Origin of the sequence: Mycobacterium sp., assembly GCF_049281135.1 — a bacterium.
Classification (GTDB): domain Bacteria; phylum Actinomycetota; class Actinomycetes; order Mycobacteriales; family Mycobacteriaceae; genus Mycobacterium.
Window position 1 is genome coordinate 11,965 of sequence record NZ_JBAPRN010000387.1, and the last position, 20,025, is coordinate 31,989.

A 20,025-nucleotide genomic window follows, 5' to 3' on the forward strand; every position below is an offset into this window, starting at 1 on the left:
CCGCCGCCGGGCCGTCACGCGGCCCCTTGCATGCGACCGCTGCCCGGTGCGCTCACTCAGGATTCAGGTCAGAACGCATTGGTCAAATACAGTTGCAGGGACTCGAATAGGCTCTCGAGCAGTCCGCTGCTGCCGATCCCGTTATCGAGTGCACCAATGAACGCGTCGAAGCTGTTGATGTTGTCGGAGATGTCGATATTTGTGAGGTTGCCGTCGATCGACGTGGTCGCGTCAGCGATTTGCGTCGGTGTCAAACCCAAATATTCCGCGTGCGTGGTGAACAGGTTGTACAGCGCATCCAGTTGACCTCCGGCTGTGACGTCCTGTTGGAAGTCGGCGACCCCGTCGCCGTCGAGCGTGTAGATCGTAGCCGGGTACAGATCATCGGGCGTCACGGTCGTGTTCGCCTCAATTCCGCCCGGGAGGGAGGGGTCGCCGATGAACACGAAGTGCAGGTCGGCGCTGGGGATGCCGTCTGCTGCGAGTTGGGTCATGGCGATCGACTCGGCGGTGGCGCTTTGGGAGTATCCGAAGATCGTCAGCGGGTCCTCGGCGGTGAAAGCGCCTGGGTTCGCGGTGAATTCGTTCTCCACCGCGAGGGTGACGTCGTTGGCGTCGGTGAGATTGCTTTGCTGGATCAGTTCGGGCGTCGTCAGTACCTGAAGCGGCGCGGCACATGGGTCGGTCCCGATCATGTCGCAGACCGTCGAGGAGGTCGCGCCATCGTCGAAACCTAGCGGGTGCAGATACAGATCCTCGGCGGCCTGCGCGAATGAGGTCGACGGGGTCGACTCGAAGGTTCCGCCAAGGATGATCGCCGTATCGCTCCCAGCCAGCGGATCGTCCGCATCGGCGTGGGCGGATTGGAGACTCGCCGCGCTGGCCGCGCCAAGAAACATGCCGACGATGGCAACTTTCGCGAGCATCTTAGATCCGTTCACCGCTGCACTTCCCGTTTAGCCGTTCGCCGGCGCAAAGTCTGCGTCTTCACATGGTCTTATCCGAAGTACAGCCTGGGTTCAAGGATGAAAGTATCTGGAAAGTGTCAGTTTTCGAGCGTGTCGCCGACCTTCAAGCCGACAGTCAGCTCTCCTGCCTGCGGCTTAAGCGCGCCCGAAGGGATTCGAACCCCTAACCTTCTGATCCGTAGTCAGATGCTCTATCCGTTGAGCTACGGGCGCCTGTGTTCAGTTATCTCATACGGTGTGGCGACCGGCCGCGCCCGGCTTCGCCGCGCTTGCGATCGCCACGGGTGGCGGAGGCGAGAGGATTTGAACCTCCGGTCCCCGGTAAGGGGGACAACTCATTAGCAGTGAGTCCCATTCGGCCGCTCTGGCACGCCTCCTCGAACTTCCCGAGGGTACCGGACCGCTGTCAGGAGCCGGCTGCCGGAACCGCCGCGGAGCACAGCGTACACAGGCCGGACATATGCTGTCGAAATGACCGCGCGCCTCCGTCCCGAATTGGCCGAGCTGCCGGCGTACGTACCCGGCAGGACCGTCCCGGACGCGATCAAATTGGCCAGCAACGAGACCGTGCACGGCCCGCTGCCCAGCGTTCGGGCAGCGATCGAGCGGGCCACCGACCGCGTCAACCGCTACCCGGACAACGGCTGCACCGAACTCAAATCGGCCTTGGCCAAACACCTGAACTCCGGCCGGGTGGGCACCGCCGGTGGTTGGGGACCCGAGCACATCGCCGTCGGTTGCGGATCGGTGAGCCTGTGTCAGCAACTGATCCAGATCAGCGCCGCGGCCGGCGACCAGGTGTTGTTCGGCTGGCGCAGCTTCGAGATCTACTCGCTGCAGGTCCGCCTCGCCGGCGCCACCGCCGTCCAGGTCCCGCTGTGCGACCACACTTTCGACCTGACGGCGATGCTCGCGGCGGTCACCGACCGAACCCGGCTGATCTTCGTCTGCAACCCCAACAACCCGACCTCGACGGTGGTCGATCCGGACGCCTTGACCCGCTTCGTCGAGGCGGTGCCGTCGCACATCCTGATCGCGATCGACGAGGCCTACGTCGAATACATCCGCGACGGTCTGGTGCCGGACAGCCTCGGTTTGGTGCGCGATCACAGCAATGTCGTTGTGCTGCGGACGTTTTCGAAGGCCTACGGGCTGGCCGGCTTGCGGGTGGGATATGCAGCCGGGCACCCGGAGTTGATCACCGCCATGGACAAGGCCTATGTGCCGTTCACCGCGACCAGCATCTCGCAGGCCGCGGCGATCGCATCGCTGGACGCCGCCGACGAGCTGCTTGCCCGTACCGATGCCGTCGTCGCCGAACGGACACGCGTCAGCGACGCCCTGCACGCGGCCGGGTTCACCCTGCCGTCGTCGCAGGCGAATTTCGTCTGGCTGCCGCTGGGACCTCGCACCCTGGACTTCGTGGAGCGGGCAGCCGACGCACGCCTCGTGGTCCGCCCGTACGGCACCGACGGTGTCCGGGTGACCATCGGCGCGCCGGAGGAGAACGATGCCATGCTGCAATTCGCGCAGGGCTGGATCTAGGTCGAAGGAGATCGCGATGACTGATGCGTTGGCGCTCAAGAAGTTCACTGAATTCAAGGAGCGCACCGGGTCGATCGACGACGCCGAGCTCGATGACTTCTGGGCCAGCCTGCCGCCGGCCACTGTCGACGGCATGCTCGGCGAGTGGAAGGGCGGCGAATTCGTCACCGGGCATCGGATGAACGGTCAACTCGAAAAGTCCCGCTGGTTCGGCAAGACGTTCAACTCACCCGAAGACGTGCAGCCGCTGGTCTGTCTCGACGACGAGGGGAACCGGTTCTCCAACGTCGAGATGGGCAAGGGCGAAGCCAGCCTGTGGCTGGAGGAATTCCGCGGCGAAGTCACCGCGACAATGGTCTACGACGGCCAGCCGGTTCACGATCATTTCAAGCGCGTCGACGACGTCACGATGATGGGGATCATGAACGGCAAGGGCGTGATCGACAACGGCCGGTACTTCTACTTTTACCTGGAGCGCGTGTGATGGGTCAGCCATACGAATCCGTCCTCGTCGACACCAAAGACAATGTCGCCCAGGTGACGTTGATCGGGCCGGGTAAAGGCAATGCGATGGGACCGGCATTCTGGTCGGAGCTGCCGGAATTGTTCTCCGAGCTCGACGCCGACCCGAACATCCGGGCCATCGTCCTCACCGGCTCGGGCAGCAACTTCAGCTACGGCCTGGACCTGCCGGCGATGGGCGGGACACTCGCGCCGGTACTGGCCGAGGGCGCGATGGCCGGACCGCGCACCGAGTTCCACTCCGAGGTGCTTCGGATGCAGAACACGATCAGCGCCGTCGCCGACTGCCGCACCCCGACGATCGCGGCGATCCACGGCTGGTGCATCGGCGGTGGTGTTGACCTGATCTCCGCGGTCGACATCCGCTACGCCAGCGCCGACGCGAAGTTCTCCGTCCGCGAGGTCAAGCTCGCGATGGTCGCCGACGTCGGCAGCCTGGCCCGGCTGCCGCTGATCTTGTCCGACGGGCACCTGCGCGAATTAGCGCTGACCGGCAAGGACATCGACGCGGCCCGCGCCGAGAAGATCGGGTTGGTCAACGACGTCTTCGCGGACGCCGACGCGACGCTGCAGGCCGCACACGCCACAGCGGCCGAGATCGCCGACAACCCGCCACTGACGGTCCGCGGCGTCAAGGATGTCCTTGACCAGCAGCGGATTTCGCAGGTGTCGGCGAGCCTGCGCTACGTCGCGGCGTGGAATGCGGCGTTCTTGCCGTCGAAGGATCTGTCCGAGGGAATCTCAGCGACTTTCGCCAAGCGACCACCGAAGTTCACCGGCGAATAGCCCGGTTGGGCACAGGCGCAAGGCATTACGGGACTTCGTCATCGTCGACGCGTAGCAGCTTCTCGGGGTGGTGGAAGGTGTTGACCCGAGCCTGGCCGTGGTCGAGGTGGGGTGGTGGGATCCATTCGGTGTCGCCACTGGCATTTTTGCGGGTGGTCCAGCCTTGTTCGGCGAGTTTGTGGTTGGGGCAGCAGGCAAAGGTGAGTTCGTTGACGTCGGTGACGGGGTGGGTGGCGTAGGGGTTGCAGTGGTGGACTTCGCAGAGGTAGCCGGGAACGGTGCAGCCCGGGAATGAGCACCCGCGATCCTTCGCGTACAACACAATTCGCTGGGCCGGTGAGGCCAGGCGTTTGGTGTGATACAGCGCGAGCGCTTTGCCGTTGTCGAAGATGGCCAGGTAGTGGTGGGCGTGGGCGGCCAGCCGGATCACATCCGACATCGGCAGCAGGGTGCCGCCGCCGGTAAGTGCCCGTCCGGCGCCCTTCTCGAGGTCTTGCAGCGTGGTCGTCACGATGATGCTGGCGGTTAAGCCGTTGTGCTGGCCGAGTGCACCGGAGGCCAGTAGCGCGCGGGCCGCGGCGAGCAGGGCGTCGTGGTTGCGCTGCCCGAGGCTGCGGGTGTCGCCCTGGATGGCGGCCTGTGAGGGGGTGCCGCTGAGGCACGGCTCGTCGTCGGCGGCATTGCACATGCCTGGTGCGGCGAGTTTGGCGAAGACCGCGTCGATGGTCGCCCGTGCCTCCGGATTGAGATAGCCGCTGATCGGCGACATGCCGTCCAGATCCTGCTTGCCGATGGTGAGGCCGCGGCGGCGGGCGCGATCCACGTCGGTGAAATCGCCGTCGGGGTTGAGGCAGTCGGTGAGGGTGTCGGCCAGCTTCGCGAGTTCGTCGGGGCGGTGCTCGCCGGCCAGGCGGGCCAGTTGTGCCTCGGCCTTGGCCCGGGTCTCGATGTCGACAAAATCCGGCAGCCGATGCCAAAACCCGCGAATCACCGCGACATGGCCGGCGCCCAGGTCGCCGTTGCGCTGGGCTTCGGCGGTGGCGGGCAGCACCGGCTCCAACGGTTCGCCGTTCAACGCCCGGCGCTCACCCAGATCGGCGGCCTCATGCACCCGTCGGGACGCCTCGGCCCGGCTGATCCGCAACCGATTCGCCAACGCAGACGCCAACGTGCCGCCCAACTCAGCGGGATCGGCCTGCTTGGCGAGTTGATTGATCAGCGCGTGTTCGATGGCGGGCTGTCCGCGCCGCATCTGTTCAAGGCTTTCCAGCACGGCCAGGTGTTCGGGCGTGGTCAACACGTCGAACGTTAGGTCTCGGGCCCGCTTGTGCGCAGCCCTGAGCGCGTCGAAGGCCTCGACGATCTCCTCCCGACTACTAGAACGCATGTTCGAATAGTAGCCAAGCCAAACGACGGAAGCGGGGCCACCAACCCTCCCCTGTGGATAAAGGTCCGACTGTGGATAACTCGACCACGAAAACACCCACGTACCCTCACGGAGGGGTTTCGACCGTCGACTCAGAGGGGACGTGCATGACCGGCCAGGATGACTTGCGGGGCAGAGTTCAGGTCCCTGCCGACCTCGACGCCGTCACCGCAATCGGCGTAGAGGATCACTCCGGGATCGACCCGGCGGCCGTCGAGCGGATCTGGAAAGCCGGCCGCCACTGGTACCAGGGAGGCATGCATCCGGCGATCCAGGTGTGCGTGCGGCACAACGGCAAGGTCGTCCTGAACCGGGCGATCGGGCACGGCTGGGGCAACGCTCCGACCGACCCCGCCGACGCCGAGAAAGTCCCGGTGAAGACCGATACACCGTTCTGCGTCTACTCGTCCGCCAAGGCGATCACCGCAACCGTCGTGCACATGCTCGTCGAGCGCGGTCAGCTCTCACTCGACGACCGGGTCTGCAAGTACATACCGACCTACACCAGCCACGGCAAGGACCGCACCACTATCCGGCACGTGATGACCCACAGCGCCGGCGTCCCGTTTCCGTCCGGACCCAGGGCGGATCTCAAGCGAGCCGATGATCACGAGTACGCGCAAGAACAGCTCAGCAAGCTGCGCCCGCTGTACCGGCCGGGGCTCGTGCACATCTACCACGCACTGACCTGGGGCCCGCTGATGCGCGAAATCATCTACGCCGCAACGGGTAAAGACGTCCGTGAAATTCTGGCCACCGAGATCCTCGACCCGCTGAATTTCCGCTGGACCAATTTCGGTGTGGCAGAACAGGACATCCCGTTGGTAGCGCCCAGCCATGCCACCGGCACACCGCTGATGCCCGCTCCGATTGCGGCGGCCTTCCGCAAAGCGGTAGGCGGTACCACCCACGAGATCATCCCGATCACCAACACACCGCTCTTTCTCAAGACCGTGATCCCGTCGTCAAACACCGTCTCGAACGCCGCCGAGATGTCCCGGTTCGCCGAAATATGGCTTCGCGAAGGCGAACTCGACGGCGTAAGGGTGATGAGCCCCAACACACTGCGCGCCGCGACGCGGCAATGTCGCCGACTGCGTCCGGACGTTGCAACCGGACTCATGCCGGCCCGGTGGGGCACCGGCTTCCAGCTCGGCACAAGGCGTTTCGGCCCATTCGGCCTGGCTGCACCCGCGGCGTTCGGCCATCTCGGGCTGGTCAACTGTGCGATCTGGGCCGATCCCGACCGCGGACTGGCCGCCGGAGTGGTGAGCAGCGGCAAGCCCGGCCGAGACCCCGAGATCAAGCGGTATACGGCGCTGATGGACCGCATCGCCGCCGAAATCCCGCAGGTTGCGCCATAGTTGGGTGATGCAGCCGCGACGCCATTCCGTCGTTGACATCACGCTCACCTCGATCCTGTCCGTGCTCGGGGCACTCGCGGCAATGGCCGCGGTCGGGTTCTCCTTCTTCTTCGTGATGGCCGCCGACTCGTGCAATGAGCACTGCGACGCCGGGGCGCTCAACGGCGCCTACGCCGTGACATGGGGCGGGGTCGCGGTCGCGGTCCTGATCGGAGTGTCAGGCGTGATCGTCACGGCGGTGCGCGGATGGCTGATGTGGATCTGGCCTACGCTGGCGCTGCTACTGATTCTCGTCGCCCTGGCGGTCGGCGTGCATCTGGCCGACGCCGTCATGCACCACAATTAACGCCGTTAACCCGAGCCGGTCTAAGATGTTCGGAGCACGTTTGGCTGTGGTCGGGGGACCAGCGACGGCGGGCGCCAAGAAATAAGCGTCTACCTTCTGCTGCCCGACTTCTGACTTTAGATGGGTAGCTTTTGGAATGGCTGGTCACAGCAGCGGCTTGACGCCGGACTACGAGACGTCGCAGTCGATCTACGACCTCAACGACGACTTCTTCGCGCTGTTCCTGGGCCCCACGATGGGCTACACCTGTGCATATTTCGAGCGCGACGACATGACGCTCGACGAGGCGCAGGTCGCGAAGTTCGACCTCGCGCTGAGCAAGCTGAACCTAGAGCCCGGCATGACACTGCTCGACATCGGTTGCGGGTGGGGCGGCGCGTTGGAACACGCCCTGCAGCGCTACGACGTCAACGTCATCGGCATCACGTTGAGCCGCAACCAGCACGCGTGGACTACGGCCCGGCTGGCGAAAGTGCCAACGACGCGATCGGTTGAGGTGCGACTCCAGGGCTGGGAGGAGTTCGACGAGCCGGTCGACCGCATCGTGAGTATCGGTGCGTTCGAGGCGTTCACCAAGCCGCGCTACGGCGCGTTCTTCGAGTCGGCACACCGAGTGCTGCCCGCCGACGGCCGGATGCTGCTGCACACGATCCTCGGGCGGCCCCAAGGCTTCTTCGCGGCCAACGGAGTGGCGATCACGATGAACGACCTGCGGTTCATGCGGTTCATCGGGCAGGAGATCTTCCCCGGCGGCGAACTGCCCTCCGAAGACGACGTGGTGCAGTTCGCGACCGCGGCCGGTTTCGGCGTCGCGCGGGTGCACAGCCTCCGCGTGCACTACGCCAGGACGCTGGACATGTGGGCGGCCAACCTCGAGGCCAAGCGTGATGAGGCGATTGCGATCACGGACGAGGCCAACTATGACCGGTTCATGCGCTACCTGACCGGGTGCGCGGACTTCTTCCGCCGCAGCATCACCGACATTGCGCAGTTCACCCTCGTCAAGGGTTAGGACTGACGGTCCTATTGCGAGACCGTTGGAACCCCGACCTCCGGGATGCGTTGGCGGCGGTTGCGGGCGGTGAGATGTCGGATCAGAGCCCAGAGACGAGTGAATAGTCGAGCGAGCTAGATCCCGTCAGCCATACGCAGCAACACATCAGCAAGAGCTGACGGTCTGGAAAGGAAGGGTGAACGGCTGCCTGGAAACTCGATGACATCAGCACCAAGCCTGTCGCGAGCAATCCGGCCGCACTAGCATCAATTCGCGCGGTCGCTGGTCTCGATATCTCTTGCTTCTGAAGCAGTCTCGGTAGGGAGGCGTGGTGGAGTTCCTCGTCACGATGACCACCCACATCCCGCCGGATACAGCTGATGAGACCGTGGCGCAGGTGCGGCAGCGGGAGGCCGCCCACTCCCGCGAACTTGCCGAGCGGGGAAGCCTCCACCGTTTGTGGCGGCCCCCGGTGAGACCTGGTGAATGGCGCACACTGGGCCTCTTCGCTGCCGACGGCCCCGCAGAACTGGAAACCGTACTTGCCTCAATGCCACTGCGGATTTGGCGGAGCGACGAGGTCACGCCGCTGTCGCCACACCCGAACGACCCCGCATTGTTGCGAGTTGGCCCGGGCCGTGAATTCCTGATCGCGATGACGATCGACGTCCCGGATGGGACGGCGCCGAATGCCGTGGACGACAAGCTAAAGGACGAAGCCCAGCGTGCTCGCGAGCTTTCCGGCCAAGGCCACCTCCGCCGACTATGGGCGCTGGCAGCGCAACCACCTCTCCGTCGAACTCTCGGCCTGTGGAACGCCCGCGACGACGAGGAGATCGACACCATCGTGAAGTCGCTGCCCCTCTACCCGTGGATGACGACGACCACGACGCAGCTTTCGCTTCATCCCAGCGACCCTGGCGCCCAACCCAACTGATCAAGAGGACGATTCAATGACAACGGCAACTCCGCCTCCCAAACCCTCAAGAATTCGCCTGACGCGACGATCGGCCGCCTACTGGCGTGTCACTATCGACAACCCGCCGATCAACGTCATGAGCCCGGAAATGATCGGGCAATTCCACGAAGTCATTAACGCTCTCGAGACCGACGATGACGTAAGAGTCGTCGTCTTCGACAGCGCCGTCGACGACTACTTCCTGAATCATTCTGATTTCACAGCGAATTTCGATGACTTCACCGCGCTACCGGCCGGTCCGACTGGCTTGCCGCAGTGGCCAGATTTTCTCGTGCGTCTGACCCGCGCGCCCGTCGTGTCCATCGCACTCATCCGCGGCCGCGCCACGGGCAACGGCAGCGAGCTCACTCTCGCCAGCGACATGAGCTTCGCCAGTCAGGAAAAGGCCATCCTCTCCCAATGGGAAGTCGGCGTGGGACTGGTCCCCGGCGGCGGTCCCATGGCCAGGCTGCCTCAGCTCATCGGACGTAATCGTGCTCTAGAGGTGCTGTTGAGCTCGGAGGACATCCGCGGCGAGCAGGCCGAGGACTACGGGTACGTCAACCGCGCCCTGCCCGATGCCGAACTAGACGCGTTCGTCGAAGCGCTGGCCACCCGAATTTCCGGGTTCGACAAATGGGCCATCGCCAATACCAAGCGCCTCGTCAACACGAGCCTGCCACCCGATGTCGAGTTCGGCGCCGGCTGGGATGCGTGCATGGCCTCGATCGGGCGACCGGCTGCCCAGGCCGGTATCCAAGCACTGATGGCGCAGGGCTTTCACCAACCTGGCGAGGTGGAAAATCGTCTCGGGTACTACCTGGGCCAAATCAAACGGTGACCGACAATCGGGCGATCTGGCGGGCGGTCCCGCTGGCGGTGGCGGAGGGATTTGAACCCCCGGACGGTGTTAGCCGTCTCTCGCTTTCAAGGCGAGTGCATTAGGCCGCTCTGCCACGCCACCGCGGACAAGGGTAGCGGCTAGGTCTGATCCCCCGCTTCTCGCCGGCCGGCGCCGTCAGCCGGATCGCTTCAGCGCGGCGCTGATCCGGCGGCAGTTCTCCCCCATCGCCGCAACCTGCGAACGAGACAACTGGCCCAGGAAGTTGGTCCGGACGCAGTCGGCGTAGGTGACCATGGCCTGCTGCGCCGCTGCCCGGCCGTCCACGGTGATCGCGGCGACCACCCCTCGCCGGTCGGCTTTGCTTGCCTCGCGGCGCACCAGTCCTTGGCTTTCGAGGCGTCGGATCTGACGGGTGAGCCGACTCGGCAACGATGCCAGCGCCTCCGCGAGGTCACCCATCCGGATGGATCCGCTCGGCGCGTGGTCCAGCATGTCGAGAACCCTGACGTCGAACAGCGACAGCTCGTGCGCCTCGGTCAGTCGACGATTGAGCGTCGCGTACAAGCGCAGGGTGGAGTCCAGGAAGTTCTGCCACGATTTCTGCTCGGCAATATCCAGCCCAGGCATGTCGCTGGCTGTGCGGCTCGCAATCAGGGCGGCCATCACGTCATGCTATGCGACACAGCGCCTTTGGAACAGACCAAATAGGCAGGTAGGAGCGTGGCGAGCATGTACGCCATCGTCGTCGAATCCGCCGATCAACTCTCCTGGCAGCAAGTCCCGGATGTCACCCCGAGCCGCGGAGAGGTGCTGGTCAAGGTCAGCGCGGCCGGCGTCAACCGGGCCGACATGCTGCAGGCCGCCGGGCTGTATCCGCCGCCACCGGGCGCCAGCGAACTGCTCGGCATGGAGGTCTCGGGTGTCATCGAGGCGGTCGGTGACGGCGTGACGGGATGGGCACCGGGGCAAGAAGTCTGCGCTTTGCTGGCCGGCGGCGGCTATGCCGAATACGTGGCCGTTCCGGCCGGCCAGCTACTGCCACATCCAGTTGGCCTCGACCTGCAGGACTCGGCCGGCGTGCCGGAGGTGGCCTGCACGGTCTGGTCGAACCTGGCGATGACGGCTCATCTGAGCGAGGGTCAACTGCTACTGATGCAGGGCGGCGCCAGCGGGGTGGGAAGCCACGCCATTCAAGTCGGCCGCGCACTGGGCGCCCGGGTCGCCGTCACTGCGGGATCGGCGGCCAAGCTGGAATCGTGCCGCGAACTCGGTGCCGAGATCTTGATCAACTATCGCGACGAGGACTTCGTCGAGCGAGTGCGGGAAGCGACCGACGGCGCCGGCGCCGACGTGATCTTCGACATCATGGGCGCCTCGTACCTGGACCGCAATATCGACGCGCTGGCCAACGATGGTCGTTTGGTGATCATCGGCATGCAGGGCGGCACCAAGGGCGAACTCAACATCGCCAAGCTGATGAGCAAACGAGCGCATGTGATCGGAACGACGCTGCGCGCCCGGCCGACGACCGGCCCGAACAGCAAAAGTGAAATCGTGGCGGCGGTGACGGAGTCGGTCTGGCCGATGATTGCTGACGGGCGGGTCCGGCCGGTGATCGGGGCGCATCTGCCGATTCAGCAGGCCGCCGAGGCTCACCGGCTGCTGCAGGCGGGAGAGATAACCGGAAAGATCGTGCTGACCGTCTAGCTCCGTCTAGCCCAACGACGCAAGGGCACGGACCAACTGGTCGACCTCGGCCATCGTCGAGTAGTGCGCGAGACCGACGGTGACGGCACCGCCGACGTCGTTGACTCCGATCACGTCGAGCACCCGCGAGTTGGCGTTGGAGATCGCCAGAATGCCGTTGTCCGCCAACCGTTGCACCACCCGCTCGGCGGGCACTTCGTGGACCGCGAAGCTGACCACGGGTATCCGGGACTCGGGCCGCGCGATCACCACGACCAACGGCAGCGAGCGCAGCGAGCCCATCAGGTATTCGAATATCCCGTCCATGTAGGCGGTTGCGGATTGCAGTGAGGTAGAGAGCCTTTCACGCCGAGTCCCCCGCGCAGACTCGTCGAGGGAGGCCAGATATTCGATGCTGGCGACGAAGCCGCCGAGCAGACCGTACTGGTGCACCCCGAGCTCCAGGCGTGCCGGACCGGTGGCGTATGGGTTGGTCGAAACCGACGTGAAGGTGTTGATCATCGCCGGGTCGCGAAACACCAAGGCGCCCACCGGCGGACCGCCCCAGCCAACCGCGTTGATCGCCACCACGTCGGCGTCGATGTCGTCGATGTCGATCAAGCGATACGGCACGGCAGCGGAATGGTCGACGATCACAAACCCGCCGACGTCATGGACCAGCTTGGTGACCGGTCGCAGGTCGGTGAAGGTGCCCAGCGTTCCCGATGCCGACGTCACCGCGACCAGACGGGTCGCCTGACCGATCAGGCCCTCCCACTGCCAGGACGGCAGATCACCGGTTTCGATGTCGACCTCGGCCCATTTCACCTTGGCGCCGAAGCGGTTTGCTGCGCGCAGCCAGGGCGCGATGTTCGCTTCGTCGTCGAGACGGGTGACGATCATCTCGTAGCCCAGGCCGGATCGGGTGGACGATGCATCGGCCAACGAGGCCAGCAACACCGCGCGGTCGGCGCCGAGCACGACGCCACGGGGGTCGGCATTGACCAGATCCGCCGCCGCCTGACGGGCCGCCTCGAGCACCGCCGCACTGCGCTTGGCCGACGGATGCGGGCCGGCGGTGCTGGGGAACGAGCCGCGGAAGGCCGTCGAGACGGTGGTTGCCACCGAGTCGGGGATCAACATCCCGGAAGGTGCGTCGAAGTGCACCCAACCGTCCCCGAGCGACGGGTGTAATCCCCGCACTCGGGCGACGTCGTATGCCATACCAGCCACCTTAGAGCCACGGACAATAAGAGAACCTGTGACGGTAGCGGGCGCCCGAATACGTCCCCGCCGTCCCGAGCCGGGTCACCCGGCCAGCAATAATAGTCCAGTGGGGCTCTGGTGGGGGACGCTGATCGCATTGTTTTTGCTGATCGCGCCGGGGGCAATCATCGCGCGAATCACCCAGCTGACGTGGCCGATCGCCATCGCAGTCGGCCCCGCGCTGACCTACGGCGTGGTGGCGCTCGCGATCATCCCGTTCGGCGCCATCGGAATCCCTTGGAACGGTTGGACAGCGCTGGCCACGCTCGCCGTGGTGTGTGTCGTGATGATCGGTGTGCAGCCGTTGCTGGCCCGCTACCGAGACACCGAGGCCGAAGCGCGCGGGATTGCTAGCCGGCAGGCGCTGATCGTCGCGGCCGGGGTGGTACTCGGCGCGCTGCTGATCATGTGGGCCGCCTACCGCGGCGTCGTGCACTGGCAGTCCATCCCGAGCACCTGGGATGCGGTCTGGCACGCCAACACGGTGCGCTTCATCCTCGACACCGGCCAGGCTTCGTCCACTCACATGGGCGAGCTACGCAACGTCGAGACCCATCAACCGCTGTACTACCCCTCGGTCTTTCACGCCCTGACCGCGGTCTACTGCCAGCTCACCGGCGCGGCACCGACGACCGGCTACACCCTGAGTTCGGTGGCGGCGGCGGTCTGGCTGTTTCCGACCAGCGCGGCGATGCTGACCTGGCAACTGCTCCGTCCCCGCACCGAGCACGCCGCCGGAGTGGCTGCGACGGCTGCGGCGTTGTCGGCGTCGTTCACGTCGGTGCCCTACGTCGAGTTCGGCACCGCGGCGATGCCCAACCTGGCGGCCTACGGCGTCGCGATCCCGACGTTCGTTCTGGTCATCTCGACGCTGCGGCATCGTGATCGAATCCCGGTCGCGGTGCTGGCACTGGTCGGTATCTTCTCGGTTCATCTCACCGGCGGGTTCGTCGTGATCCTGTTCGCACTGGCATGGTGGTTGATGGACGCCTGCTGGCATCCGGTGCGCGGACGGCTCGCCGATCTCCTAACGCTGGCCGCGGTGGCGGTGCCGACGGTGTTGATCCTGGCGCCGCAGTTCATCGGCGTGGCCAAGCAGGCCGGCATCATCGCCGGGCACGCCTTCCCCAGCTTCAAGACCGTCAAGCAGGGCATCATCGACGCTCTGCTGCTGCACACCCGTCACCTCAACGACTTCCCGACGCAGTACGGCCTGATCGTGCTGAGCGGCATCGGCATGGCGATCCTGCTGTACAAGCGCATCTGGTGGCCGCCGGTGCTCTGGCTGGTGCTCACCGTGGCGACTATCTATTCGGGGGCGCCGTTCCGCAATCCACTAGGCGCCGCCATCGAACAGTTCAGCCAGTTCTTCTACAACGATCCGCGCCGGCTGTCCGCCGTGGTGACCATGCTGGTGACGCCGATGGCGGCCGTCGCGGTGTTCGCGTTGGTCGTCGGTGCGGTCGCAGTTGCCAGACGACTCGTCAAGCTGCCTGCGCCCGTGTGGGTTTCGGCTACCGTCCTGTTGCTGACGCTGACCACCGTCGTCAGCGCGCGGCAGTACCTGTACCGGCATCTGGTGCTGTTCGGCGACAAATACGACTCGGTGATCATCAACCAGAAAGACTTGGACGCGATGGCCCACCTGGCCGCGCTGCCGGGCGCGCGGACCACCCTGATCGGCAACTCCAACGTCGACGGCACCGCGTGGATGTACGCGGTCGCCGACCTGCACCCGCTGTGGACGCACTACGACTTCCCACAGCAGACCGGCCCCGGCTATTACCGGTTCATCTTCTGGGCCTACGCCGACGCCGACGCGCTACCGGGGGTGTCCGAGGAGAAGCGCGCGTTGGTGCCAGAAGCGATCCGGGCACTCAATATTCGCTACATCCTGACCAGCGCGCCGACGGTTCGGGGGTTCAAGGTGCCCGACGGTCTAGTGTCGATAGACCATTCGAAGTGGTGGGCGAAGATCTACGACAACGGTGAAGCCTGGATCTACGAATGGCTGGGTCCTCAGCGCACTCCGACAACTCCCAGAGGTGACAAGCATTGAGTAACGACGACGACATCGAGGTCATCGGAGGCCTCGACCCCCGGCTGGTGGCGGCCGGGCAGGACGACGCCGACGACCGGTCGATCACCGACCTGGTCGAGCAACCGGCCAAGGTCATGCGGATCGGCACCATGATCAAGCAACTCCTCGAAGAGGTGCGCGCAGCGCCGCTCGACGAGGCCAGCCGCACCCGGCTGCGCGAGATCCATGCCACCAGCATCAGGGAACTCGAAGAAGGTCTGGCGCCGGAACTGCGCGAAGAACTCGATCGGCTCACCCTGCCGTTCACCGAGGGCTCGGTCCCGTCCGATGCCGAGTTGCGCATCGCGCAGGCGCAATTGGTGGGCTGGCTGGAAGGGTTGTTCCACGGGATTCAGACCGCACTGTTCGCGCAGCAGATGGCGGCCCGCAGCCAGCTCGAGCAGATGCGCGAGCAGCGCGGTCTTCCCCCAGGTGCCGGCAGGCCCGGTGGGCCCGGCGGATCCGGTTCTGGCACCGGGCAATACCTCTAAGCAGACAATCCGTGACGCCGACCGGTCCACACATCGAAACCCACGACGCGTGGGTGGAGTTTCCGATCTTCGACGCCAAATCGCGCTCCATCAAGAAGACGTTCCTGGGCGGCTCGATCGGTCGCAACGCGTCGAACGTCGTGGTGATCGAGGCGTTGCGGGACATCACGATGTCGCTGGAACTCGGCGACCGGGTTGGGCTGGTCGGCCACAACGGCGCAGGGAAATCGACTCTGCTGCGGCTACTTTCGGGCATCTACGAGCCCACCCGCGGCTCCGCCATCATCCGCGGACGGGTGGCGCCGGTGTTCGACCTCGGCGTCGGGATGGACCCCGAGATCTCCGGCTACGAGAACATCATCATCCGCGGCCTGTTCCTCGGGCAGACCCGCAAGCAGATGCTGGCCAAGGTCGACGAGATCGCCGACTTCACCGAACTCGGCGACTACCTGTCGATGCCGCTGCGGACCTACTCCACCGGTATGCGGGTGCGATTGGCGATGGGCGTGGTCACCAGCATCGACCCTGAGATCCTGCTGCTCGACGAGGGCATCGGCGCGGTCGACGCGGACTTCCTCAAGAAGGCGCAGACGCGGCTGCAGAAGCTGGTCGAACGCTCCGGAATCCTGGTATTCGCAAGCCATTCCAACGAATTCCTGGCCCGGCTGTGTAAGACCGCGATGTGGATCGACCACGGCGTCATCAAGCTCACCGGCGGCATCGAGGACGTCGTGCGGGCATACGAGGGTGACGACGCGGCCCGGCATGTGCGTGAGGTGCTCGCCGAAACGAACCGCGCATGACCCTTCCGGCGACGGTGTGCGCCGTCGTGGTCACCCACCGGCGACCCGACGAGCTGGCCAAGTCGCTCGACGCGCTGAGCACCCAGAGCCGGCAGATTGACCAGCTGATCGTGGTCGACAATGATTTTTCCGGCGACGCCGACGAACGGGTCCGCGATCTGGTTGCCAGCCAACCCATCCCGACGACGTATCTGCCGTCGCGCCGAAACCTGGGCGGCGCAGGCGGTTTCGCGCTCGGCATCCTGCACGCGCTGGCGCTCGGCGCCGACTGGGTGTGGCTGGCCGACGATGACGGCCATCCGCAGGACAGCCAGGTGCTGGCCACGCTGCTGGCATGCGCGGACAAGCACCGGCTGGCCGAGGTATCGCCGATGGTGTGCGACGCCGACGACCCGCAACGGCTGGCCTTCCCGTTGCGGCGCGGCCTGGTCTGGCGCCGACTGGTCAGCGAATTGCGCACCGACGCCGGCCAGGAACTGCTGCCGGGCATCGCCTCGCTGTTCAACGGGGCACTGTTTCGGGCGTCGACGTTCGAGTCGATCGGCGTTCCCGATCTGCGGCTGTTCGTCCGCGGCGACGAGGTGGAGATGCATCGTCGGCTGGTCCGGTCCGGGCTGGCGTTCGGAACCTGTCTGGACGCGGCCTACCTACATCCGTGTGGGTCGGCCGAGTTCAAGCCGATCCTCGGCGGCCGGATGCACACGCAGTATCCCGATGACGTCACCAAGCGCTACTTCACCTACCGCAATCGCGGCTACCTGATGGCGCAGCCGGGTCTGCGCAAACTGCTTGTCCAGGAATGGCTTCGGTTCGGCTGGTTCTTCCTGATATCTCGTCGCGACCCGAAAGGTCTGCTGGAGTGGCTGCGGCTGCGCCGGCTGGGCCGGCGGGAATTGTTCAGGAGGCCTGATGACGATCGTTGATATTGCCGCACAGTCCAAGACGATGACCCGGGCCTGGGGTGATCTGGTCGACGGATACCGTCGCCGCGAGCTGTGGCTGCACCTCGGTTGGCAGGACATCAAGCAGCGCTACCGCCGCTCGGTGCTGGGGCCGTTCTGGATCACCATCGCCACCGGGACCACTGCCGTCGCGATGGGCGGCCTGTACTCCAAGCTGTTCCACCTTCAGCTGTCGGTGCATCTGCCCTACGTGACCCTCGGCCTGATCATCTGGAATCTGATCAACGCGTCCATCCTGGAAGGCGCGGACGTGTTCGTCGCCAACGAAGGATTGATTAAACAGCTGCCGACACCGCTGAGCGTGCATGTCTACCGGCTGGTCTGGCGCCAGATGATTCTGTTCGCCCACAACATCGTCATCTACGTCGTCATCGCGATCATCTTTCCCAAGCAGTGGTCGTGGGCCGACCTGGCGGTGGTCCCGGCGCTGGGCCTGATCGTGCTCAACTGCGTGTGGGTTTCACTATGTTTCGGCATCCTGTCGACGCGCTTCCGCGACATCGGCCCCCTGCTGTTCTCCGTGGTGCAGTTGCTGTTCTTCATGACGCCGATCATCTGGAACGACGACACACTGCGCCAGCAGGGCGCCGGGCAGTGGTCGAAGATCGTCGAGCTCAACCCGCTGCTGCACTACCTGGATATCGTGCGTGCCCCGCTGCTGGGTGCGCACCAGGAGCTGCGGCACTGGGAGGTGGTGATCGGGCTGACGATCGTGGGCTGGGTGGTGGCCGCATTTGCGATGCGCCAGTACCGTGCCCGGGTGGCGTACTGGGTTTAGCCGCGATGCGCCGCATGGCTGCAGGATTCGGGAGAAACTGATGGCATGGCAACTGCGAATCGGCCGACCCCCCATGAGCCGCGCCGCGCGTTGACGGTGACGTGCGCATTGCTCTTGGTCGCGTCCGGGTCGCTGTCGCCGCGGGCAACCGCCGACGCCCAAACGAAAGATTTCGACTACGGAGTCGTCCTGACCCTCGCACCCGGCTGGACCATTACCAACCAGGGCCCGCATTACGCCAACCTTGTCAAAGGCGGCGGCGAAAAGGGGGGGATGGACGTCAGCGCCGGCACAGCGAACACGCACGATATCAATCAAGAATCGGCCATGCTGATCGGTCAGGACATCAAAGCCCGTGGATTGAGCAACGTGAAGCAGCAGCCACAGGTGCAGGTGCAGGCGTTACAGGCCAAGAATTTTCAGCAGTCACTACCAATCAACTACACCGCTGATGTGCACACGGACCGGGGCACGTTTCCGGCCTTTGGTACATGGATTGAGCTGTTCAATCCCTCGGCCCAACGGGCAGCTTTCATCGATTTCTACGCCATCAGCGGCGATGCGTTTCAGGCGTCTCTGCCCGAGGCGCAAAGCATGATCGCCTCCATGCTCTGATGGCCCAACGAGTATCTGGGCGTCCGGTTGTCTTGATCCCACTGCGGGTATTCAAGCGCACGACCTAAGGAGGACGTGCCATGAGTGCGACCAACAAGCTCAGGAACAAGCTGCAGCGTGTCAGTGGCAGGGCGAAGGAAGGCATCGGCCGCGCGACCGGCGACCGCAACCTCGAAAGTCGCGGTGTGGCTGATCAATTCAAGGCCGACGTGAAAGACATCGGCGAAAGGGCCAAGGACTTTATCCGCGGACGGCACGGGCGGCGTGGCCGTCGAATCTGACGGCTGCTGACGCCTGCCTGGGCAAAGAAAACCGCGGCCCAGGTTTCCCTGGGCCGCGGTCCCCCGACTCTCCCCCGGCTTTTAGGTGCCGGGCGTGCCAGCTGCCCCGTTAGCGCCGGTCGTGCCGACACCGGGTAGACCGGGACCGCCCGGCCCGCCGAGATGGGTGATACCTGCCCCGCCAACCCCACCGTCGCCGCCCTTACCAGAAACGTCGCCGAGGTTCTGGCCCAGACCGCCGGCCCCGCCAGTACCTCCGGTGGCACCCGAAACCGTGCCGCCACCGCCGCCTGCCCCACCGGCGCCGCCGGTAGCGGTTGGTCCGGTGATGGTGTCGTTCCCGGTGCCAAGGACGTGGCCGAAGCCACCGGCTCCGCCGTCTCCGCCGCCGGCACCAGCAACGGTGGCGTTGCCGCCGACTCCGCCAGCCCCACCGACAGCGTTACCGCTGACGTGGGCGTTGCCGATGGCCTGCACAAAGGCCTGACCAGCGTTGCCAGTGGCGGTGGTGAGGGAGTTACTGCCACCGTCGCCGGCGCCGACTCCGGTGCCGCTGTTGCCACCCGCCCCACCGATGGCGGTGCCAGTAGCCGTGGGCGTGTCGCCGGGTGCGGTCGGGTCCTCGGCAACAATGGCAGCCTCGCCACCGTCACCGCCCGTGGTGCCGGCTACCAGGGCGTTGCCGCCAGCTCCGCCGGTGGCGCTACCCGAGGCGATGCCAGTAGTCGCGCCCTGGTCACCGAAGCCCCCGTCGATTTCACCGTTGGCGCCGTGACCGCCCACGGCGTCCGCACCGGTGGCTGAACCACCCGCACCACCAAGGCCGGTTCCGGAAGCCGAGCTGCCAGGACCGAGGGCCTCGACGTAGCCGTTGCCGCCGTCCCCACCGAGACCGCCATTGGTGCCAGCTCCGCCGACGCCACCGGTGGCGGCGGTGCTAGCGCCGGTAACAGTGCCGCTGTTAGCGCTGCCATCGCCGGCGAAGATCTGGCCGGAGCCACCGGCTCCGCCTTCGCCGCCCGCGCTGCCACCCGCTCCACCGGCCCCGCCGGTCGCGGTCCCGGTAGCCGAGGTGCCCGTGCCGGACGCATCGATATAGCCGTAGCCGCCGTTGCCACCTTGACCCGTCGCGGTGGCGCCGGCAGCGGTGCCGCCCGCCCCACCAGCCCCGCCCACGGCGGTGGCGCTAGTGACGGCACCGCCGTTGGATGCGTCGATGGTGGCGTAGTTGCCATTGCCGCCGACGGCGGTGCTGCCAGTGCCACCCGCCCCACCGGCGCCGCCGGTCGCGCTGCTGCCAGCGATGGTGG

Annotated in this window: 20 protein-coding genes, 3 tRNA genes and 1 pseudogene; 16 read left to right on the forward strand and 8 right to left on the reverse strand. The window is 65.6% G+C overall.

Translation table 11 applies throughout. The annotated features are described in order from the left end of the window. Positions 1–68 precede the first annotated feature (68 nt). From WAN02_RS15460 to WAN02_RS15470, 3 genes are all read right to left on the reverse strand, one after another. Positions 69–926 carry a PE-PPE domain-containing protein gene (locus tag WAN02_RS15460; RefSeq protein ID WP_422265081.1) on the reverse strand — a complete coding sequence of 286 codons (858 nt, stop codon included), beginning with the start codon at positions 924–926 and terminating at the stop codon, positions 69–71. 182 nt (positions 927–1,108) lie between these two features. Then, positions 1,109–1,181 (reverse strand) — tRNA-Arg (locus tag WAN02_RS15465). 72 nt (positions 1,182–1,253) lie between these two features. After that, positions 1,254–1,345, reverse strand: a tRNA-Ser gene (locus WAN02_RS15470). Positions 1,346–1,439: 94 nt separating this feature from the next. Between WAN02_RS15470 and WAN02_RS15475 the strand changes: the two genes are divergently transcribed. The 3 genes from WAN02_RS15475 to WAN02_RS15485 are packed head-to-tail and all read left to right on the forward strand — an operon-like array spanning position 1,440 to position 3,821. Next, the gene (locus tag WAN02_RS15475; protein ID WP_422265082.1) at positions 1,440–2,513 is read left to right on the forward strand and encodes a pyridoxal phosphate-dependent aminotransferase; all 1,074 of its coding nucleotides are present in this window, start codon (positions 1,440–1,442) and stop codon (positions 2,511–2,513) included. A 16-nt stretch (positions 2,514–2,529) separates the two neighbouring features. After that, entirely contained in the window at positions 2,530–2,997 is a 468-nt protein-coding gene (locus WAN02_RS15480; RefSeq protein ID WP_422265083.1) for a DUF4334 domain-containing protein, read from the forward strand. Then, positions 2,997–3,821, forward strand: a complete 825-nt coding sequence (locus tag WAN02_RS15485; protein WP_422265084.1) for a crotonase/enoyl-CoA hydratase family protein — start codon at positions 2,997–2,999, stop codon at positions 3,819–3,821. The genes WAN02_RS15480 and WAN02_RS15485 overlap by 1 nt, the downstream gene beginning before the upstream one ends. A 25-nt stretch (positions 3,822–3,846) precedes the next feature. On the opposite strand, the gene WAN02_RS15490 is transcribed toward WAN02_RS15485, so the two are convergent. Then, positions 3,847–5,208 carry an HNH endonuclease signature motif containing protein gene (locus WAN02_RS15490; protein WP_422265085.1) on the reverse strand — a complete coding sequence of 454 codons (1,362 nt, stop codon included), beginning with the start codon at positions 5,206–5,208 and terminating at the stop codon, positions 3,847–3,849. Between the two features lie 146 nt (positions 5,209–5,354). Between WAN02_RS15490 and lipE the strand changes: the two genes are divergently transcribed. The 5 genes from lipE to WAN02_RS15515 all read left to right on the forward strand — a co-directional run bounded on the left by lipE (position 5,355) and on the right by WAN02_RS15515 (position 9,750). Further along, complete coding sequence (lipE, locus tag WAN02_RS15495; protein ID WP_422265086.1) at positions 5,355–6,611, forward strand: lipase LipE; 1,257 nt, start codon at positions 5,355–5,357, stop codon at positions 6,609–6,611. A 7-nt stretch (positions 6,612–6,618) separates the two neighbouring features. Continuing rightward, positions 6,619–6,957 (forward strand): hypothetical protein, encoded by a 339-nt coding sequence (locus WAN02_RS15500; RefSeq protein WP_422265087.1) that lies wholly within the window; start codon positions 6,619–6,621, stop codon positions 6,955–6,957. A 136-nt stretch (positions 6,958–7,093) separates the two neighbouring features. Continuing rightward, the gene (locus tag WAN02_RS15505; protein ID WP_422265088.1) at positions 7,094–7,969 is read left to right on the forward strand and encodes a cyclopropane mycolic acid synthase family methyltransferase; all 876 of its coding nucleotides are present in this window, start codon (positions 7,094–7,096) and stop codon (positions 7,967–7,969) included. Between the two features lie 313 nt (positions 7,970–8,282). Beyond that, positions 8,283–8,888, forward strand: a complete 606-nt coding sequence (locus WAN02_RS15510; protein ID WP_422265089.1) for a muconolactone Delta-isomerase family protein — start codon at positions 8,283–8,285, stop codon at positions 8,886–8,888. Positions 8,889–8,904: 16 nt separating this feature from the next. Further along, positions 8,905–9,750 carry an enoyl-CoA hydratase/isomerase family protein gene (locus tag WAN02_RS15515; RefSeq protein ID WP_422265091.1) on the forward strand — a complete coding sequence of 282 codons (846 nt, stop codon included), beginning with the start codon at positions 8,905–8,907 and terminating at the stop codon, positions 9,748–9,750. 33 nt (positions 9,751–9,783) lie between these two features. Here WAN02_RS15515 and WAN02_RS15520 read toward each other — a convergent pair. Together WAN02_RS15520 and WAN02_RS15525 are read right to left on the reverse strand one after the other, a co-directional pair. Beyond that, positions 9,784–9,873 (reverse strand) — tRNA-Ser (locus WAN02_RS15520). 54 nt (positions 9,874–9,927) lie between these two features. Then, entirely contained in the window at positions 9,928–10,416 is a 489-nt protein-coding gene (locus WAN02_RS15525; RefSeq protein ID WP_422265092.1) for a MarR family winged helix-turn-helix transcriptional regulator, read from the reverse strand. A 66-nt stretch (positions 10,417–10,482) separates the two neighbouring features. Between WAN02_RS15525 and WAN02_RS15530 the strand changes: the two genes are divergently transcribed. Further along, positions 10,483–11,460: an NAD(P)H-quinone oxidoreductase gene (locus tag WAN02_RS15530; RefSeq protein WP_422265103.1), complete on the forward strand. Its 978-nt coding sequence runs from the start codon at positions 10,483–10,485 to the stop codon at positions 11,458–11,460. Between the two features lie 6 nt (positions 11,461–11,466). On the opposite strand, the gene WAN02_RS15535 is transcribed toward WAN02_RS15530, so the two are convergent. Then, positions 11,467–12,663, reverse strand: coding sequence for a cysteine desulfurase-like protein (locus tag WAN02_RS15535; protein WP_422265093.1), 1,197 nt, complete (start codon positions 12,661–12,663; stop codon positions 11,467–11,469). Between the two features lie 109 nt (positions 12,664–12,772). Here WAN02_RS15535 and WAN02_RS15540 point away from each other — a divergent pair, with 109 nt between their 5' ends. The 7 genes from WAN02_RS15540 (at position 12,773) to WAN02_RS15570 (ending at position 18,715) form a co-directional block, all read left to right on the forward strand. Continuing rightward, positions 12,773–14,764, forward strand: coding sequence for a DUF6541 family protein (locus WAN02_RS15540; protein WP_422265095.1), 1,992 nt, complete (start codon positions 12,773–12,775; stop codon positions 14,762–14,764). Then, positions 14,761–15,276: a bacterial proteasome activator family protein gene (locus tag WAN02_RS15545; protein ID WP_422265096.1), complete on the forward strand. Its 516-nt coding sequence runs from the start codon at positions 14,761–14,763 to the stop codon at positions 15,274–15,276. The genes WAN02_RS15540 and WAN02_RS15545 overlap by 4 nt, the downstream gene beginning before the upstream one ends. 11 nt (positions 15,277–15,287) lie before the next feature. Then, positions 15,288–16,079 (forward strand): ABC transporter ATP-binding protein, encoded by a 792-nt coding sequence (locus tag WAN02_RS15550; RefSeq protein WP_422265097.1) that lies wholly within the window; start codon positions 15,288–15,290, stop codon positions 16,077–16,079. After that, positions 16,076–17,002 carry a glycosyltransferase gene (locus WAN02_RS15555; RefSeq protein WP_422265098.1) on the forward strand — a complete coding sequence of 309 codons (927 nt, stop codon included), beginning with the start codon at positions 16,076–16,078 and terminating at the stop codon, positions 17,000–17,002. The genes WAN02_RS15550 and WAN02_RS15555 overlap by 4 nt, the downstream gene beginning before the upstream one ends. Continuing rightward, positions 16,989–17,819 carry an ABC transporter permease gene (locus WAN02_RS15560; RefSeq protein ID WP_422265099.1) on the forward strand — a complete coding sequence of 277 codons (831 nt, stop codon included), beginning with the start codon at positions 16,989–16,991 and terminating at the stop codon, positions 17,817–17,819. The genes WAN02_RS15555 and WAN02_RS15560 overlap by 14 nt, the downstream gene beginning before the upstream one ends. Positions 17,820–17,864: 45 nt before the next feature. Then, positions 17,865–18,434 (forward strand): hypothetical protein, encoded by a 570-nt coding sequence (locus WAN02_RS15565; protein ID WP_422265100.1) that lies wholly within the window; start codon positions 17,865–17,867, stop codon positions 18,432–18,434. 80 nt (positions 18,435–18,514) lie between these two features. Beyond that, entirely contained in the window at positions 18,515–18,715 is a 201-nt protein-coding gene (locus WAN02_RS15570) for a CsbD family protein (RefSeq protein WP_422265101.1), read from the forward strand. 81 nt (positions 18,716–18,796) lie between these two features. Here the strand turns inward: WAN02_RS15570 and WAN02_RS15575 are convergent. Beyond that, a pseudogene (locus tag WAN02_RS15575) lies at positions 18,797–20,025 on the reverse strand (hypothetical protein); the annotation flags it as partial.

Bases quoted from the DNA above. Each gene is read 5' to 3' on its own strand.
- WAN02_RS15460 (WP_422265081.1), bottom strand. From the start codon at position 926: ATGCTCGCGAAAGTTGCCATCGTCGGCATGTTTCTTGGCGCGGCCAGC.
- WAN02_RS15475 (WP_422265082.1), top strand. From the start codon at position 1,440: ATGACCGCGCGCCTCCGTCCCGAATTGGCCGAGCTGCCGGCGTACGTA.
- WAN02_RS15480 (WP_422265083.1), top strand. From the start codon at position 2,530: ATGACTGATGCGTTGGCGCTCAAGAAGTTCACTGAATTCAAGGAGCGC.
- WAN02_RS15485 (WP_422265084.1), top strand. From the start codon at position 2,997: ATGGGTCAGCCATACGAATCCGTCCTCGTCGACACCAAAGACAATGTC.
- WAN02_RS15490 (WP_422265085.1), bottom strand. From the start codon at position 5,208: ATGCGTTCTAGTAGTCGGGAGGAGATCGTCGAGGCCTTCGACGCGCTC.
- lipE (WP_422265086.1), top strand. From the start codon at position 5,355: ATGACCGGCCAGGATGACTTGCGGGGCAGAGTTCAGGTCCCTGCCGAC.
- WAN02_RS15500 (WP_422265087.1), top strand. From the start codon at position 6,619: ATGCAGCCGCGACGCCATTCCGTCGTTGACATCACGCTCACCTCGATC.
- WAN02_RS15505 (WP_422265088.1), top strand. From the start codon at position 7,094: ATGGCTGGTCACAGCAGCGGCTTGACGCCGGACTACGAGACGTCGCAG.
- WAN02_RS15515 (WP_422265091.1), top strand. From the start codon at position 8,905: ATGACAACGGCAACTCCGCCTCCCAAACCCTCAAGAATTCGCCTGACG.
- WAN02_RS15525 (WP_422265092.1), bottom strand. From the start codon at position 10,416: ATGGCCGCCCTGATTGCGAGCCGCACAGCCAGCGACATGCCTGGGCTG.
- WAN02_RS15530 (WP_422265103.1), top strand. From the start codon at position 10,483: ATGTACGCCATCGTCGTCGAATCCGCCGATCAACTCTCCTGGCAGCAA.
- WAN02_RS15535 (WP_422265093.1), bottom strand. From the start codon at position 12,663: ATGGCATACGACGTCGCCCGAGTGCGGGGATTACACCCGTCGCTCGGG.
- WAN02_RS15555 (WP_422265098.1), top strand. From the start codon at position 16,076: ATGACCCTTCCGGCGACGGTGTGCGCCGTCGTGGTCACCCACCGGCGA.
- WAN02_RS15560 (WP_422265099.1), top strand. From the start codon at position 16,989: ATGACGATCGTTGATATTGCCGCACAGTCCAAGACGATGACCCGGGCC.
- WAN02_RS15565 (WP_422265100.1), top strand. From the start codon at position 17,865: ATGGCAACTGCGAATCGGCCGACCCCCCATGAGCCGCGCCGCGCGTTG.
- WAN02_RS15570 (WP_422265101.1), top strand. From the start codon at position 18,515: ATGAGTGCGACCAACAAGCTCAGGAACAAGCTGCAGCGTGTCAGTGGC.